Source organism: Arthrobacter rhamnosi, assembly GCF_054510855.1.
Map to the genome: position 1 here is coordinate 221,776 of NZ_JBTNDT010000003.1, position 14,593 is coordinate 236,368.

Consider the following 14,593-nt stretch of genomic DNA (forward strand, 5'->3'; position numbering starts at 1 on the left):
CGGTCGGGCGGTCCGTGGAATGCCTGGTCACAGCTGTTCACCCTCCTGGGCGATTTCCTGCTCGGCACTGTCGTCCGGGAGCAGATCGAAGTAGCCCGCGGCGGTTGCCACGTCCTTGTCGCCGCGGCCGGAGAGGTTCACGATGAGGACCCTGTCCGAAGCCTGCTCCCCCGGCCCGAGATCGGAGGCGAGGCGCCGGCCGACCTTCATGGCCCCGGCGAGGGCATGCGCTGTCTCGATGGCGGGGATGATGCCCTCGGTGCGGCTGAGGAGCTTGAACGCCTCCATGGCCTCCGCGTCGGTGATGGGCTCGTAGTTCGCCCGTCCGATGTCGGCGAGGTAGGCGTGCTCGGGCCCGACGCCCGGGTAGTCCAGGCCGGCGGAGATCGAGTGCGACTCCATCGTCTGCCCGTCCTCGTCCTGCATGAGGTAGGAGCGGGCTCCGTGCAGCACGCCGGGGCGGCCGAGCGTGATGGTGGCCGCATGCCGCCCGGTCTCGACGCCGTCGCCCCCGGCCTCGAAGCCGTACAGTGCCACGTCGCGGTCGTCGAGGAAGCCGTGGAAGATCCCGATGGCGTTCGAGCCGCCACCGACGCAGGCGCACACGGCGTCGGGGAGCTTCCCGGTCTGCTCGATGATCTGTGAGCGCGCCTCCTCGCCGATGACCTCGTGGAAGTACCGCACCATGGCTGGGAAGGGGTGCGCCCCGGCAGCCGTTCCGAGGAGGTAGTGCGTGGTCTCGACGTTGGCCACCCAGTCGCGCAGGGCGTCGTTGATGGCGTCCTTGAGCGTCTGCGAGCCGTTGGTGACGGGGATGACCGTCGCACCGAGCAGCTGCATGCGTGCGACGTTGAGGGCCTGCCGGCGCGTGTCCTCGGCGCCCATGTAGACCACGCACTCGAGGCCGAGCAGCGCGGCCGCCGTGGCGCTCGCGACGCCGTGCTGTCCGGCACCCGTCTCGGCGATGACCCGTGTCTTGCCCATGCGCTTGGCCAGCAGGGCCTGGCCGAGCACGTTGTTGATCTTGTGGGAGCCGGTGTGGTTGAGGTCCTCACGCTTGAGGAAGACACGCACGCCGCCGCAGTGCTCGGCGAAACGCTGGGCCTCCGTCAGGAGCGACGGCCGGCCGGCGTAGTTCCTGTTCAGGTCGGCGACCTGCGCCGTGAAGTCGGGGTCCGCCTTGGCCTTGTCGAACGTGTCCTGCAGTTCGTCGAGCGCGGCGATCAGCGACTCCGGCATCCATCGTCCGCCGTAGGAGCCGAAGTAGGGACCGGGGGCGTGGCGCAGGCTCTGGTCGTGGCTGAGGAAAGCCTCGGCCGTTCCGGCGTCGATGGTGTCCGCTGCTCCGGCCTCGGCGCCGTCGTGGCCCGTGCCCTGGTGCGTATCGGTCATGACTTCAGCGTTCCTGTCCTGTTGGTGCTGACCCGGGCGGTGGTTCCTCCGGGTGGTGAACCGGTGATGGCCGGTTCGTTGCCTGCTGTCCTGGGCCGCGCCCCGCGCCGCAGCAGGTTCGAACGGTGTCAGCCGCGCGCTGCTGCGCCTCTGCTGCTCCAGGCGCTGCTGCCCGCCCGGCGGAATTCGTCGATGGTCGCCGAGGGGTCCTGATGCCGGACGAGTGCTTCCCCGACCAGGACGGCGTGGGCGCCGCTGGCTGCGTAGCCGGCGACGTCGGCCGCGTCCCGCACGCCCGATTCGGCGATGACCACCGTGCCGGGCGGGATGAGGTGCGCGAGTTCGGCGAAGACGCCGCGGTCGATGTCGAGGGTCTTCAGGTTGCGGACGTTGACGCCGATGATGGGGGCTCCCGCCGCGACCGCGCGCCGGACCTCGTCCGCCGTGTGGGTCTCCACGATCGCATTCATGCCCAGCTGGTGGGTGAGCGCGAGGAAGGACCTGAGGTCGTCGTCGGGAAGTGCCGCGACGATCAGGAGGACGACGTCGGCGCCGTGGGCGCGTGCCTCCCAGATCTGGTACTCGTCGATCGTGAAGTCCTTGCGGAGCACGGGGAGCCCGACGGCGGCGCGCACGGCATCGAGGTCGGCGAGGGACCCGCCGAAGCGCCGCTCCTCGGTCAGCACCGAGATGACGGCTGCGCCGCCCTGTTCGTAGGAGGCGGCGAGGGCGGCAGGGTCGGCGATGTCGGCCAACGCGCCCTTGGACGGGCTGCTGCGCTTGACTTCGGCGATGACGGCCAGCGGGCCGCCCTCACCCGCACCGAGGCTCCGGAAGGCGTCGAGCGGAGCGGGAGCCGCGAGGGCCGTGGCCCTCACGTCCTCGAGGGGCAGGGCCCGACGGCGCTCCGCGAGGTCCTCCCGGACGCCGTCGATGATGTCGTCGAGGACCGTCATCTAGTGGCCGTTGTTCTTGAGCTTCGAGCCGCCCACGCCGTAGCCGATCTTGCGCAGCATGAAGCCGACGATGAGGCCGACGACCATGATGCCGATGCCCACCCAGAAGAGCAGCGTCCCGAAGTCGTGGTTCCCCTCGGTGCTGGCGAAGACGTACGCGAAGGAGGAGAGCGCGGCACCGGCGAGCATGATCAGCACGCACGTCCACGCAGCGGGGCTGTTGCCGTGACCGATCGTCTCATCGCCCATCTGGGCGTGGTTCGCGGGGGTGTTGCGGGTAGCGGCGCTACGGGTGTCGGATGCCATGGGAAATCTCCTTCGAACGGGTCTCGTCCCATTCTGCCATCGATGCGGCGGCCCGGCGGAACGATGACCGGCGCCGGAGAGGTGGCGGAGACCGGCGGAGCCTGTCGTCGGGCGGCTAGCCCGTGGGGTCCTTGCCGCGCGAGAGTTCGTCCCAGCTGTCGATCTCGTCGGCGTGGGCGCTCACGCGGCCGGTGGACGGACGCCCGGTGCCGGAGGGCGCTCCGGGCGCGTCACCCGCCGGGTCGGGCTGCGACGCCGTCGCGCCGGACCGTCCGCTTGTCCCGGCCTGGTCGTCCGATGGAACGCCCGAGCGGTCGGAGCGGTCGGAGTCCGGTGCACCGTCGGGTACGACGCCGGGGGGCACGTCGCCGGTCGACGGGTCGGGCCGGACGTCTCCTGCGGGCCCCTGCGAAGCCCGGGACGCACCCGCGTCGTAGCGCCTGTTCACACCCCAGGTCCGGCCGGCGAGCACCACCCACGCGGCGGCGAGGACCAGCAGGACGCCGGCGCCCACGGCGAGCCAGGGCAGGGCGCTCGCGGTGGCCTCGGCTCCCGCGAGTCCGCTGACGCCGATGGCCGTGCCGATGGCGGGTTCGGCAGCGGCCTCGGGATCGAGGGCCACGGAGGCGCTGGACAGCACGATCCCGAAGCCGGAGAGCACGAGGATGACGGCGATGATCCAGCGGGCCACGCGACCCGCGATCGAGACGGCGAGGGCAGCGGCGAGCGCGACGAGCGCGAAGGCCGTGACGGGGGTCGACGCGTCGCTGCCCGGGATGGTGAGGTCGGGCGTCTGGACGGCGTCCTGCGGAAGGCGCACCGTGAGCCAGGTCTGGGTGGTCGAGCCGAAGGCGACCAGTGCGAGGAGGACGATCCCCATCACCACGACGCCGCGGCGCATGAAGCGGCGCGGAACGGGAGGCTCGGAGGTGCTCACGGGGCCTCCGCGGTCGCCGGTCGCAGGCCCGCAGCGGTCAGCGCCGCCCGGAGGGGCGCGGCGGCCTTGTTGACCGTTTCGAGTGCTTCGGTCTCGAGGACCGAGTCCGCGACGATCCCGCCGCCGGACTGCACGTAGGCCTTGCCCTCGCGCAGGAGGGCCGACCGGATGGCGATCGCCATGTCCATGTCCCCGGCGAAGTCCAGGTATCCCACCACTCCCCCGTAGATGCCCCTGCGGTGCGGCTCGACCTCGTCGATGAGGCGGAGGGCCCGGGGTTTCGGCGCGCCGGAGAGCGTTCCCGCGGGGAAGGTCGCCGCCAGGACGTCGTAGGCGCTCTTCGCGGGCGAGAGCCGGCCGACCACGGTGGAGACGAGGTGCATGATGTGGCTGAACTTCTCCACCTCCATGAACTGCGTGACGTCGACGCTGCCGGGCTCGCAGACCTTGGACAGGTCGTTGCGGGCCAGGTCGACGAGCATGAGGTGCTCCGCCTTCTCCTTCGTGTCGGCCCGGAGCTCCACGGCGAGGTCGCGGTCCTCCTCGGTGGTCCTGCCGCGCGGCCGCGATCCCGCGATGGGGTGCGTGATGACCTCGTCGCCCGTCACGGTGACGAGGGCCTCCGGGGAACTCCCCACGATCGAGTATGCCCGCCCGTCCGCGTCCTCGAGGCTGAACAGGTACATGTAGGGGCTCGGGTTCGTGGTGCGCAGGATGCGGTACACATCGAGGGCGGAGGCGTCGCACTCGATCTCGAAACGGCGGCTGATGACCACCTGGAAGACCTCGCCGTCCACGATGGCGCGTTTGCCACGCTCGATCGCCCGCAGGTAGTCGGGCTCGAACCAGGACTCGCGGACGCGGCCCATGGACGCCTCGGCGCTCGGCGCGTCCTCGGCCATCACCGAGATGGCGGGTTCGGCAGGTTCGGCGAGTCTCGCGAGCATCGCGCGGATCCGTGCGACGGCGTCGTGCCACGCCTCGTCCACGCGCGCGTCGGTGCCGTCGAAGTTGATGGCGTTCGCGACGAGGGTGAGCGAGCCCTCGGAGTTGTCATGGATGGCCAGGTCCGAGACGAGGTTCATCGCGAGCTCGGGCAGGAGGAGGTCGTCCTCGGGCGGGCTGGTCAGCCGTTCCCACCGCCGGACCGCTTCCCAGCCGACGAAGCCCACCATGCCGGAAGTGAACGGGGGAAGCTCGTCGAAGCGCTCGGTCCGCAGGGCCTCGACCGTCAGGCGGAGCGCCTCGACGGGGTTCCCGCCCACGGGGACACCCGCCGGCGGCTCGCCCAGCCAGTGCGCCTCCCCGTTCCGGGTGGTCAGTGTGGCGCGCGAACGGGAGCCGATGAAGGAGTAACGCGACCACACACCTCCGACGGCGGCGGATTCCATGAGGAACGTCCCGGGCTGCCCGGCGGCGAGCTTGCGGTAGATGCCGATCGGCGTGTGCGCATCGGCGAGGACCTTGAGGTGCACCGGAACGACGCGCCGGGCCCGGGCCAGGTCGCGGAATTCCTCGAGGGTGGGGCGGATGGTGCCCAGCTGCTGCATGGAGTCAGAGTCCTTCTGCGTCGGTTCGGCTCGCGGACACGGCAGGCAGGGCCCGGCCGTCGAAGCATGTGCGTGTGCCGGTGTGGCAGGCCGCGCCCTCCTGGTCGACCGTGACGAGCAGGGCGTCGCCGTCGCAGTCGAGGGCCACGCCCTTCACCCACTGCCGGTGGCCGGACGTGTCGCCCTTCCGCCAGTACTCGGAGCGGGACCGCGAGTAGAACGTCACCCGGCCGCTGGTCAGCGTCCGCCGGAGTGCCTCCTCGTCCATCCAGCCGAGCATCAGCACCTCGAGCGTGTCGTACTGCTGCACGACGGCGGCGACCAGTCCGGCGTCGTCCTTCTTGAGGGCGTCGGCGATGGCCGGATCGAGGAGCGGCGGCTCCCCTGCAGGGCCCTGGGGCGAGGGAGTGGAGGAGTCGTTCGGGGAGAAGGTGGAGGAAGGCATCACCTGTGATTCTAGTGCGGTCCCCGGCGCCGCGCGGCGCGCCCACCCCGTCCCCGGCGCGACATGCTAGTTTCAGCAGCTATGCACTACGTAGCCCCGTCCCGCGAGGTCCTGGCCGAAACGCTTCTGGCAGCCGGCCACGAGGCCCCCACGCTCTGTGAGGGCTGGCTGACGCGCGACCTGGCAGCGCACCTCTACCTGCGCGAGCACAACCCGGCCATGGGACTCGGGCTCATCCCGAAGCTGGCCGGTTTCACGGAGCGGCTCGTCCGGGAGACGGCGGGGCGTGCGGCCTCGCCGGCGGGCTATGAGGCGCTCGTGGACCGCTTCCGGGCAGGACCCCCCGCGCTCTCGCCGATGCGCGTCAGCACGATCGACAGGAGCGCCAACCTCATCGAGTACTTCGTGCACACCGAGGACGTGCGCCGTGCCACCACCCGGTGGGCTCCGCGGGCGCTGGACGAGGACTACGCGGACGCCCTCTGGGAGGAACTGATCAAGCGGGCGGCGCTCCTGTACCGGGGCGCGGACCTCGGCATCGTCCTGGTGCGTCCGGGCGGTCCGCGGCACGTCGCGAAACGCGCGCCGGTCTCCGTGGCGATCATCGGTGACCCGGGGGAACTGCTGCTGCACGCCCACGGCCGGCGGCAGCAGGCGCTGGTCACCTTCGAAGGCCAGCCCGACGCCGTCGCACTGCTCGAGACCGCCGACGTCGGACCCTGACACCCCTGACAACCGTGAGACCTTCGGGGACCCCTCGGGGCTTCCGCAGCCCGTCGGGACGCGGCAGGGTGCCCGGTCGGGACGCCGGACCGTCCCGTCCGTCAGCGGACGGGGAACCCGGCCTCCCGGATGGCGGCCTTGACCTGCGCGATGGCGTCCACGGGCCCGAAGTGGAAGACGGACGCAGCGAGCACGGCGTCGGCTCCGGCCTGGACCGCCGGCGGGAAGTGCTCCGGCTTGCCCGCTCCGCCGGAGGCGATCAGCGGAACGCCGACGGCGGCCCGGACGGCACGGATGAGCTCCAGGTCGAAGCCCTCCTTGGTGCCGTCGGCGTCGATCGAGTTGAGCAGGATCTCCCCCACGCCCCGGTCCGCTGCCTCGCGGGCCCACGCCACGGCGTCGATACCGGTGCCCTTGCGCCCGCCGTACGTGGTGACCTCGAAGCCGGAGGGCGTGCTGGCGTCGCGCGTGCGGCGTGCATCGAGGGACAGCACCAGGACCTGGGCCCCGAAGTGCCCGGTGATCTCGTTGATGACGGCGGGGCGTGCGACCGCGGCCGTGTTGATCGAGGCCTTGTCCGCGCCGTAGCGCAGCAGGCGGTCGACGTCGGAGATCTCCCTCACTCCGCCGCCCACGGTCAGGGGGATGAAGACCTCCTCGGCGGTCCGGGCGACGACGTCGAACGTCGTCTCCCGGTTCCCGGAGGAGGCCGTGACGTCGAGGAAGGTCAGTTCGTCGGCACCCGCGCGGTCGTAGCGGTGGGCGAGTTCCACGGGGTCACCGGCGTCGCGCAGGTCCTCGAAGTTGACGCCCTTGACCACGCGGCCGGCGTCGACGTCGAGGCACGGGATGACACGGACTGCGACGGTCATGGCTGCCCTCTCCTAGATCCGGCAGGCGTGGATGGTGCTGACGAGGATGGCGCGGGCGCCGAGCTCGTACAGCTCGTCCATGACGCGGTTGGTCTGGTTCCGCCGGACCATCGAGCGCACGGCCACCCAGTCGGAGTCGCGCAGCGGTGACACGGTCGGGGATTCGAGACCGGGTGTCAGGGCGGCGGCCTCGTCCACGAGGTCCTTGCGGATGTCGTAGTCCATCATCACGTACTGGCGTGCGACGAGGACGCCCTGCAGGCGCCGCAGCAGCACGTCCAGTCCGGCGGGGGGCTCCACGCCGGCCCGCCCGATCAGCACGGCCTCGCTCTTGAGGATCGGCTCGCCGAAGATCTCCATGCCGGCGGCACGGAGCGTGTTGCCCGTCTCCACCACGTCGGCGATGGCGTCGGCCACGCCGAGGCGCACCGAGGATTCGACGGCGCCGTCGAGCCGGACGACGGCGGCTGTGATGCCGCGTTCGGCGAGGTAGTCCTTCAGGAGTCCCTCGTAGCTCGTCGCGACGCGCTTGCCCTCGAGCTGTTCGACCGACGAGAAGTCCGCCACGGGGCCTGCGAACCGGAAGGTCGAGGCTCCGAAGCCGAGCTGCAGGAGCTCCTCGGCCTTCACCTGCGCGTCGAGGAAGAGGTCGCGGCCGGTGATGCCGACGTCGAGGGTTCCCGAGCCCACGTACACGGCGATGTCGCGCGGACGGAGGAAGAAGAACTCGATCTCGTTCTCGGGATCGACGAGGACGAGTTCACGGGTGTCGCGGCGCTGGCGGTAGCCGGCCTCGGCGAGCATGGACGAGGCGGCCTCGGAGAGGGCGCCCTTGTTGGGAACTGCTACACGGAGCATGGGGATCTTTCGCTGGAGGGAGGAGGTGCAAGCGGGGGCCGCGGGCGGGATGCGCGGCTACAGATGCTTGTAGACGTCCTCCAGGGTGAGGCCCTTCGCGATCATGAGCACCTGCAGGTGGTAGAGCAGCTGCGAGATCTCCTCGGCGGCGTTCTCGGTGGACTCGTACTCGGCGGCCATCCACACCTCGGCGGCCTCTTCGACGACCTTCTTGCCGATGCCGTGTACGCCGGAGTCGAGCTCCGCGACGGTCCGCGAACCGGCCGGCCGTTCCACGGCCTTCGCGCTGAGTTCCTCGAACAGGGAATCAAAGGTTTTCACGTCCCCTAGGCTATCGGCTCGCGGAGCCGACCCGTTGCTCCGGGTCCCTGGTGTGACGGACACCTCCGGGATCACCGCGTCCACGACCGCAGGACGGCGGCCGTCGCCAGCGCCGCCGAGACCGCCTCGTGCCCCTTGTCCTCGGAGGAGCCCGGCAGGCCGGCGCGGTCGAGTCCCTGCTGCTCCGTGTCGCAGGTGAGGACGCCGAAACCGACCGGCACGCCCGTGCTGACGCTCACGTCGGTGAGGCCCGACGTCGCGGCCTGGCAGACGTACTCGAAGTGGGGCGTGCCGCCACGGATGACGACGCCGAGGGCCGCGACGGCGTCGAAGTGCGGGGCGAGGCGGGCTGCGGCGACGGGCAGCTCGAAGCTCCCGGGGACGCGCACCTCGGTGACCTCGGCTCCCGCCTCCGCTGCGGCGCGGCGTGCGCCGTCGAGCAGTCCGTCCATGATCTGTGTGTGCCAGCTCGCCGCGATGATGGCGAGGCGAAGGGGGGCGCCCTCCGCGGTCAGTCCGCTGATGTCGATGCTGGGTGCTCCGTGGCCGCTCATGGCTCTCCTTCGGGTGGTGTTCGGTGGGTGGTACTGCTGAATGGTGCTGGTGCTGGTCGGACCGCGCGCCTGCCGGCCGCCCGTTCCGCCCTGCTGGTTCAGGCGCCGGCCGTGTCCGCCTGCCCGTCGGCGGGGTCGGAGGTGTCGCGCTCGCGCAGGTACGCGACGAGGTCCTCGATGGAGACGAGCGGGATCCCGTGGTCGTCGGCGAAACGGCGCAGGGCAGGAAGGCGCAACATGTCGCCCTCGTCGTGCACCAGTTCGGCGATGACTGCCACGGGGCGCTTGCCGGCGAGCATGCTCAGCTCGACGGAGGCCTCGGTGTGTCCGGGCCGCTGGCGGACCCCGCCGGCTGCTGCGCGCAGCGGGAAGACGTGGCCCGGCCGGGTGAGGTCGGAGGGGACGCTGGCGGGATCCGCGAGCACCTGCATGGTGCGCGCGCGGTCCGCGGCACTGATGCCCGTGCTGACCCCGATCGCGGCATCGCACGATACCGTGTAGGCCGTGCCCTTCGAGTCCTCGTTCACGGCGGTCATCGGCGGGAGGAGGAGGCGGTCCGCGTCGGCACCCGGCAGCGGCACGCACAGGACGCCGGAGGTCCAGCGGACGGTCCAGCCCACCAGCTCAGGGGTGGCGTCCTCTGCGGCGAAGACGATGTCGCCCTCGTTCTCGCGGTCCTCGTCGTCGACGACGACGACGGCTCGTCCCGCGGCGATGGCCGCGACGGCGTCCCGGATGGGATCCAGGCGGATCACTGCCTGGTCGTCGGTCGCCGCTCCGTCCTCGGTCACTGCTCTGTCCTCCGCCACTGCGCCGTCCTCCATCCCTGCACTGCCTGTCGTCACCGCATTCACCTGGGCCACTACTGCCCTGTCCCGGCGCCGGGCTGCTGCCGCGCGTCCGCGGCGGCGAAGCCGAGCAGGCGTTCGGCATACTTTGCGAGCACGTCCATCTCCAGGTTGACCGTATCCCCGATCGACTTCGCACCGAGGCCGGTCTCCTTGAGTGTGGTGGGGATCAGTCCGACCTCGAACCACTGCCCGGTCTCGTCCGGTGCACTGACGGCGGTGACCGTCAGCGAGACGCCGTCGATCGCCACGGAGCCCTTCTCCGCGGCGTAGCGCCCCAGCTTCGACGGCAGCCCGAAGCGGAGCCGGTGCCATGCGCCGAGGTCCTCGCGCTCGAGCAGCACACCGATACCGTCCACGTGCCCCTGGACCACATGCCCGTCGAGGCGTCCCCCGGCGGGAACACACCGCTCGAGGTTGACCGGCGCGCCCGGTTGCAACTCGCCCGTGGTGGTCCGGCGGAGGGTCTCCCCCATGACGTCGACGCCGACGCGTCCGCCGTCGAGGGTGACGGCCGTGAGGCACACGCCGTTGACGGCGATGGAGGCCCCGGGCGTGAGGTCCCGGCCGGTCTCGGGCGCTTCGAAGACGAGGAGGCCGCTTTCACCGTCGGCTGCGAGCTCGAGTGAGACCACGCTGCCCTGCTCGGACACGATTCCTGTGAACACTGGTACTTCCTTCGGGAGTGGATGGATTGCGGGTGGGGTCAGGCGGGTGGGGCAGGGTCAGGCCGGGCTCGGTGAGGAGGCCGCAGGTGGACCCGGACGTCGGCACCGAGCTGCTGCACGGCGGGGCCCCCGGCGTCGTCGAGGCGCCAGCGCTCCGCCTCGCCGAGCGTGGTGACGCCGAGCTCCGGGAAGGCGGGTGCGCCGTCGCCGAGGATCAGCGGGGCGACGTAGCTGAACAGCTCGTCGACGACGCCGGCCCGCAGAAAGGCGGAGGCGACACGCGGGCCTCCCTCGACCATCAGGTGGCGGACCCCCCTTCCGTACAGGTCGTCGAGGGCGAGACGGACGTCGCGGGTGGCCAGGTGGAGGAAGCCCGGCCCCCTGATGGAGGCGCCATCCGGCACCGTCCCCTGCCCGAGGACCACCCGCAGGCGTGGACGGCCCTGGGCATCCCGGCTGTCCTCCGCGCCGTCCGTCCGCGCGGTGAGGCTGGGGTTGTCGGCGAGGACGGTCCCGGTCCCCACGAGGACGGCGTCGGCCAAGGCCCGGATCCTGTGCCCGTCGCCGCGCGCCTCCGGGCCGGTGATCCACTGGCTGGATCCGTCCCGGGCGGCCACCCGGCCGTCGAGGGACTGCGCCGACTTCAGGGTGACGAAGGGGCGTGCGTCGGCGAGGGCTGCGGTCCAGCGGTCGTTGAGGTCGCGGGATCGCGCCGCCTCGAGGCCCCCGACGCAGTCGATGCCCGCACTGCGCAGCCGGTGGGCTCCTCCCGCCGCGGCGCCGTTGACGTCGTCGGCGGCGTAGACCACGCGGGCGACGCCCGCCCCGATGAGGGCCTCGCTGCAGGGGCCGGTCCGGCCGGTGTGGTTGCACGGCTCGAGGGTGACCACCACGGTGGCCCCGCGCGGGTCGTTGCTGCGACCGCGGGCGTCGGCGAGGGCCGCCGGTTCGGCGTGGGGTGTGCCCGCGCCACGGTGGTAGCCCTCTCCGAGGACCGCACCGTCCGCACCGAGGACGACGGCGCCCACGAGGGGATTGGCGCCGCGCACGCCCTGGCCAGCGAGGCGGAGGGCGCGCAGCATAGCCTCCGACTCCGCTGCGGGTCCCGACGGAGTGCTCATCGCAGCGTCGGGTCCGGCAGTAGGGTCTCGATGCTGGGCTTCGCAGCGCCCTGGGCGCGTGCCCACACGAAGAAACCGACCAGGGTGAAGGCACCGTAGAACAGGTACATGAAGGCGCTCGCGTAGTAGCCGGCGCTGAAGAGCAGGGGCACCCCGACGATGTCCACGGCGACCCAGACGAGCCAGAACTCGACCCAGCCCTTGGCCATGCCGTAGGTGGCGAGCAGGGACCCCACGAAGGTCCACGCATCCGCCCACACGGGCTCGTAGGACCCGAGCATGCGGAAGAGGGGGGTCAGCAGGAAGGTCCCGACGATCAGGAAGGCGACCATACCGAATCGGGTGCTGGTGCCCGCCCACCGGGGCGTGACCGCCTGTCCCCCGCTGTGCCGACTGGCCTGCCACTGCCGCCAGCCGTAGACCGAGACGGCGATGAACATGACCTGACGGCCGGCCTGGCCGAGCAGATTCGCGGCGCTCGCGGCGCCGAAGAGTGATCCGAGGAACACCGTCAGGAGCAGGAGGTTACCCACGATGCCGACGGGCCACGCCCAGACGCGGCGGCGCATGCCCCCGAGAGCGCTGAGGAGGCCGAAGACGTTGCCCACCACTTCGCGCAGCAGGAGCGAGCCGCCGCCTACGGGGATGCGGGCTTCGAAGAGCCACTGCAGAAAATCCATGCCGATCCTTCGCCGTTACGACGGCTCCGGGCGATGGCAGCAGGAGGACGCCACGGCGGTGGCGCGACGGGATGGGCGCCCGGTGATCGGGCAGCCGCAGACCCCTGCTGTTCGTGCTTCTCCCATCCAGACTTTGACTGTCGGTCCCGGAATTCCACCGGCTCAACCGTCCGCCTCCCGCGGGTGCGGAAGGACGGACGGGTCGCGGACTATCACCGCCGGTTCGGACTTACACCGACCCCGGAGCACGTACTGGTCCTGATTATTTCACAGGAGACCCGCGGCACCGGCCGTTCCGTCATATTTCGTCCGGAAGCGATCATCCCGACCGGATCGGCACGCGGGCCGGATACGGGACAGGGCACCCCGTGCGGAGTGCCCTGTCCCTCGGATCGGTGCGTCGAGCGGGAGGTCAGCCCTCGGTCTTCGGCTTGGCGTCGACGCCGGCTTCCTTGCGCTGCTGCGCGGTGATCGGCGCGGGAGCGGCCGTCAGCGGGTCGTACCCGCCGCCCGACTTCGGGAAGGCGATGACGTCGCGGATCGAATCCGCACCGGCGAGCAGCGACACGACGCGGTCCCAGCCGAGCGCGATGCCGCCGTGGGGCGGCGCGCCGTACTTGAAGCCCTCGAGCAGGAAGCCGAACTTCTCCTGGGCTTCCTCGGCGCTCAGGCCCATGACCGCGAACACGCGCTCCTGCACGTCGCGCCGGTGGATACGGATGGACCCGCCGCCGAGCTCGTTGCCGTTGCAGACGATGTCGTACGCGAAGGCCAGGGCGTTCTCGGGATCGGTATCGAACGTGTCGAGGAATTCGGGCTTCGGCGACGTGAACGCGTGGTGCACGGCCGTCCACGCGCCGGCACCGACAGCGACGTCGCCGGCCGCGACGGCGGCGGAGGCGGGCTCGAACATGGGCGCGTCGACGACCCACACGAAGGCCCAGTCGCCCTCCTTGATCAGTCCCGTGCGTCGACCGATCTCGACGCGGGCCGCACCGAGAATGGCGCGCGAGGAGGGCGTGTCTCCCGCCGCGAAGAAGATGCAGTCACCGGGATTGGCGCCGACGGCGGCCGCGAGGCCCTCCCTTTCCTTCTCGGTCAGGTTCTTGGCGACGGGACCGCGGAGGCTGCCGTCGTCGTCGATCAGCACGTAGGCGAGGCCCTTGGCGCCGCGCTGCTTGGCCCATTCCTGCCAGGCATCGAGCTGCCGGCGGGGCTGGGAGGCTCCCCCGGGCATGACGACGGCCCCGACATAGGGAGCCTTGAAGACGCCGAATTCCGTGTCCTTGAAGAATTCGGTCAGTTCGGTCAGCTCGAGGCCGAAGCGGAGGTCCGGCTTGTCCGAGCCGTACTTCGCCATGGCGTCGGCGTAGGTCATGCGGCGGATGGGCAGCGGCACCTCGACGTCGATGAGCTTCCACAGCGCGGAGACCAGCTGCTCGCCGAGGGCGATGATGTCGTCCTGCTCCACGAAGCTCGCCTCGATGTCGAGCTGCGTGAACTCGGGCTGGCGGTCGGCCCGGAAATCCTCGTCCCGGTAGCAGCGGGCGAGCTGGTAGTACTTCTCGAACCCGCCGACCTGCAGGAGCTGCTTGAACAGCTGGGGCGACTGCGGCAGGGCATACCAGGAGCCCGGCGCGAGCCGTGCCGGCACCAGGAAGTCGCGGGCACCCTCGGGCGTGGATCGCGTCAGGGTCGGCGTCTCGATCTCCACGAAGCCGTCCCGGTGCAGGAGCTCGCGTGCCACCCGGCTCGCCTCGGAGCGCAGCCGGAGGTTGGCCTGGGGGCCGGGCCGGCGGAGGTCGAGGTAGCGGTGGCGCAGGCGCGCCTCCTCGCCCACCTCGACGTGCTCGTCGATCTGGAACGGCAGGGGGTCGGACGTGTTGAGGATGGTCACGGTGTCCGCGATGACCTCGATTGCACCTGTGGGCAGTGCCGGATTCTCGTTACCCTCCGGCCGCTGCTGCACGCTGCCGACGATCTGGAGGACGTACTCGTTGCGCAGGCTCGAGAAGACGTCCTCCTCACGCACGACGACCTGGGCGACGCCGGAAGCGTCACGGAGGTCGAGGAACGCCACCCCGCCGTGGTCCCGGCGGCGGGCCACCCAGCCCGCCAGGGTGACCGTTTGTCCTACGTGCTCGGGCCGAAGGGAGCCCAGTTCATGCGTGCGGAGCACAGCATTCCTTCCCACAGAAGAGTTCGATGAGTCGCAGGCGGAACTGCACCTGCCTAGAGTTGGTTCAAGCCCGTCCAACTTTACCGGTCCCGGTCTGGCCGCCCGGACAGACCGACAGGCCGCCGGCCTCATCCGCCCTGTCCCGTCCCCGTTGTCGTCCCGTCGCCCGCCCGCCTGTCCGGC

General features: G+C 71.1%; 16 protein-coding genes and 1 riboswitch. Of the genes, 1 reads left to right on the forward strand and 15 read right to left on the reverse strand.

Features of this window, described 5'->3' with window-relative positions; all coding sequences use genetic code 11:
* Positions 1 to 27: 27 nt before the first annotated feature.
* The 6 genes from trpB to hisI all read right to left on the reverse strand — a co-directional run bounded on the left by trpB (position 28) and on the right by hisI (position 5,586).
* On the reverse strand, positions 28 to 1,392 hold the full coding sequence (gene trpB, locus ACX80I_RS07690; protein WP_459344528.1) for a tryptophan synthase subunit beta: 1,365 nt from the start codon (positions 1,390 to 1,392) through the stop codon (positions 28 to 30).
* Between the two features lie 128 nt (positions 1,393 to 1,520).
* Positions 1,521 to 2,348 carry an indole-3-glycerol phosphate synthase TrpC gene (trpC, locus tag ACX80I_RS07695; RefSeq protein WP_459344529.1) on the reverse strand — a complete coding sequence of 276 codons (828 nt, stop codon included), beginning with the start codon at positions 2,346 to 2,348 and terminating at the stop codon, positions 1,521 to 1,523.
* Positions 2,349 to 2,654 carry an HGxxPAAW family protein gene (locus ACX80I_RS07700; protein ID WP_459344530.1) on the reverse strand — a complete coding sequence of 102 codons (306 nt, stop codon included), beginning with the start codon at positions 2,652 to 2,654 and terminating at the stop codon, positions 2,349 to 2,351. It abuts the gene before it with no gap.
* Positions 2,655 to 2,769: 115 nt separating this feature from the next.
* The gene (locus ACX80I_RS07705) at positions 2,770 to 3,591 is read right to left on the reverse strand and encodes a Trp biosynthesis-associated membrane protein (RefSeq protein ID WP_459344531.1); all 822 of its coding nucleotides are present in this window, start codon (positions 3,589 to 3,591) and stop codon (positions 2,770 to 2,772) included.
* Entirely contained in the window at positions 3,588 to 5,141 is a 1,554-nt protein-coding gene (locus ACX80I_RS07710) for an anthranilate synthase component I (protein ID WP_459344532.1), read from the reverse strand. Before ACX80I_RS07710 ends, ACX80I_RS07705 begins: the two co-directional genes overlap by 4 nt.
* Positions 5,142 to 5,145: 4 nt before the next feature.
* Positions 5,146 to 5,586, reverse strand: a complete 441-nt coding sequence (gene hisI, locus ACX80I_RS07715; protein ID WP_459344533.1) for a phosphoribosyl-AMP cyclohydrolase — start codon at positions 5,584 to 5,586, stop codon at positions 5,146 to 5,148.
* An 81-nt stretch (positions 5,587 to 5,667) separates the two neighbouring features.
* On the opposite strand from hisI, the gene ACX80I_RS07720 reads away from it, so the two are divergent.
* Positions 5,668 to 6,309 carry a TIGR03085 family metal-binding protein gene (locus tag ACX80I_RS07720; protein WP_459344534.1) on the forward strand — a complete coding sequence of 214 codons (642 nt, stop codon included), beginning with the start codon at positions 5,668 to 5,670 and terminating at the stop codon, positions 6,307 to 6,309.
* Between the two features lie 101 nt (positions 6,310 to 6,410).
* Here ACX80I_RS07720 and hisF read toward each other — a convergent pair whose 3' ends face one another.
* The 9 genes from hisF to aspS all read right to left on the reverse strand — a co-directional run bounded on the left by hisF (position 6,411) and on the right by aspS (position 14,410).
* Positions 6,411 to 7,181 (reverse strand): imidazole glycerol phosphate synthase subunit HisF, encoded by a 771-nt coding sequence (gene hisF / locus ACX80I_RS07725; RefSeq protein ID WP_087073328.1) that lies wholly within the window; start codon positions 7,179 to 7,181, stop codon positions 6,411 to 6,413.
* A 12-nt stretch (positions 7,182 to 7,193) separates the two neighbouring features.
* Complete coding sequence (hisG, locus tag ACX80I_RS07730; protein WP_459344535.1) at positions 7,194 to 8,039, reverse strand: ATP phosphoribosyltransferase; 846 nt, start codon at positions 8,037 to 8,039, stop codon at positions 7,194 to 7,196.
* Positions 8,040 to 8,096: 57 nt separating this feature from the next.
* On the reverse strand, positions 8,097 to 8,360 hold the full coding sequence (locus ACX80I_RS07735) for a phosphoribosyl-ATP diphosphatase (protein ID WP_459344536.1): 264 nt from the start codon (positions 8,358 to 8,360) through the stop codon (positions 8,097 to 8,099).
* 71 nt (positions 8,361 to 8,431) lie between these two features.
* Entirely contained in the window at positions 8,432 to 8,914 is a 483-nt protein-coding gene (ribH, locus tag ACX80I_RS07740; protein ID WP_459344537.1) for a 6,7-dimethyl-8-ribityllumazine synthase, read from the reverse strand.
* A 98-nt stretch (positions 8,915 to 9,012) separates the two neighbouring features.
* A complete protein-coding gene (gene ribB, locus ACX80I_RS07745; RefSeq protein WP_459344538.1) occupies positions 9,013 to 9,759 on the reverse strand; it encodes a 3,4-dihydroxy-2-butanone-4-phosphate synthase in 747 nt (248 codons plus the stop codon).
* A 17-nt stretch (positions 9,760 to 9,776) separates the two neighbouring features.
* Positions 9,777 to 10,430, reverse strand: a complete 654-nt coding sequence (locus ACX80I_RS07750) for a riboflavin synthase (protein WP_459344539.1) — start codon at positions 10,428 to 10,430, stop codon at positions 9,777 to 9,779.
* 38 nt (positions 10,431 to 10,468) lie between these two features.
* On the reverse strand, positions 10,469 to 11,551 hold the full coding sequence (ribD, locus tag ACX80I_RS07755) for a bifunctional diaminohydroxyphosphoribosylaminopyrimidine deaminase/5-amino-6-(5-phosphoribosylamino)uracil reductase RibD (RefSeq protein ID WP_459344540.1): 1,083 nt from the start codon (positions 11,549 to 11,551) through the stop codon (positions 10,469 to 10,471).
* A complete protein-coding gene (gene pnuC, locus ACX80I_RS07760) occupies positions 11,548 to 12,231 on the reverse strand; it encodes a nicotinamide riboside transporter PnuC (RefSeq protein ID WP_459344541.1) in 684 nt (227 codons plus the stop codon). The genes ribD and pnuC overlap by 4 nt, the downstream gene beginning before the upstream one ends.
* A 110-nt stretch (positions 12,232 to 12,341) precedes the next feature.
* Positions 12,342 to 12,483, reverse strand: a riboswitch (FMN riboswitch).
* 160 nt (positions 12,484 to 12,643) lie between these two features.
* The gene (gene aspS / locus ACX80I_RS07765) at positions 12,644 to 14,410 is read right to left on the reverse strand and encodes an aspartate--tRNA ligase (RefSeq protein ID WP_459344542.1); all 1,767 of its coding nucleotides are present in this window, start codon (positions 14,408 to 14,410) and stop codon (positions 12,644 to 12,646) included.
* Between the last annotated feature and the right edge of the window lie 183 nt (positions 14,411 to 14,593).

Bases quoted from the DNA above. Each gene is read 5' to 3' on its own strand.
- pnuC (WP_459344541.1), bottom strand. From the start codon at position 12,231: ATGGATTTTCTGCAGTGGCTCTTCGAAGCCCGCATCCCCGTAGGCGGC.
- ACX80I_RS07710 (WP_459344532.1), bottom strand. From the start codon at position 5,141: ATGCAGCAGCTGGGCACCATCCGCCCCACCCTCGAGGAATTCCGCGAC.
- ribH (WP_459344537.1), bottom strand. From the start codon at position 8,914: ATGAGCGGCCACGGAGCACCCAGCATCGACATCAGCGGACTGACCGCG.
- hisG (WP_459344535.1), bottom strand. From the start codon at position 8,039: ATGCTCCGTGTAGCAGTTCCCAACAAGGGCGCCCTCTCCGAGGCCGCC.
- hisF (WP_087073328.1), bottom strand. From the start codon at position 7,181: ATGACCGTCGCAGTCCGTGTCATCCCGTGCCTCGACGTCGACGCCGGC.
- hisI (WP_459344533.1), bottom strand. From the start codon at position 5,586: ATGCCTTCCTCCACCTTCTCCCCGAACGACTCCTCCACTCCCTCGCCC.
- ribD (WP_459344540.1), bottom strand. From the start codon at position 11,551: ATGAGCACTCCGTCGGGACCCGCAGCGGAGTCGGAGGCTATGCTGCGC.
- ACX80I_RS07700 (WP_459344530.1), bottom strand. From the start codon at position 2,654: ATGGCATCCGACACCCGTAGCGCCGCTACCCGCAACACCCCCGCGAAC.
- ACX80I_RS07720 (WP_459344534.1), top strand. From the start codon at position 5,668: ATGCACTACGTAGCCCCGTCCCGCGAGGTCCTGGCCGAAACGCTTCTG.
- trpB (WP_459344528.1), bottom strand. From the start codon at position 1,392: ATGACCGATACGCACCAGGGCACGGGCCACGACGGCGCCGAGGCCGGA.
- trpC (WP_459344529.1), bottom strand. From the start codon at position 2,348: ATGACGGTCCTCGACGACATCATCGACGGCGTCCGGGAGGACCTCGCG.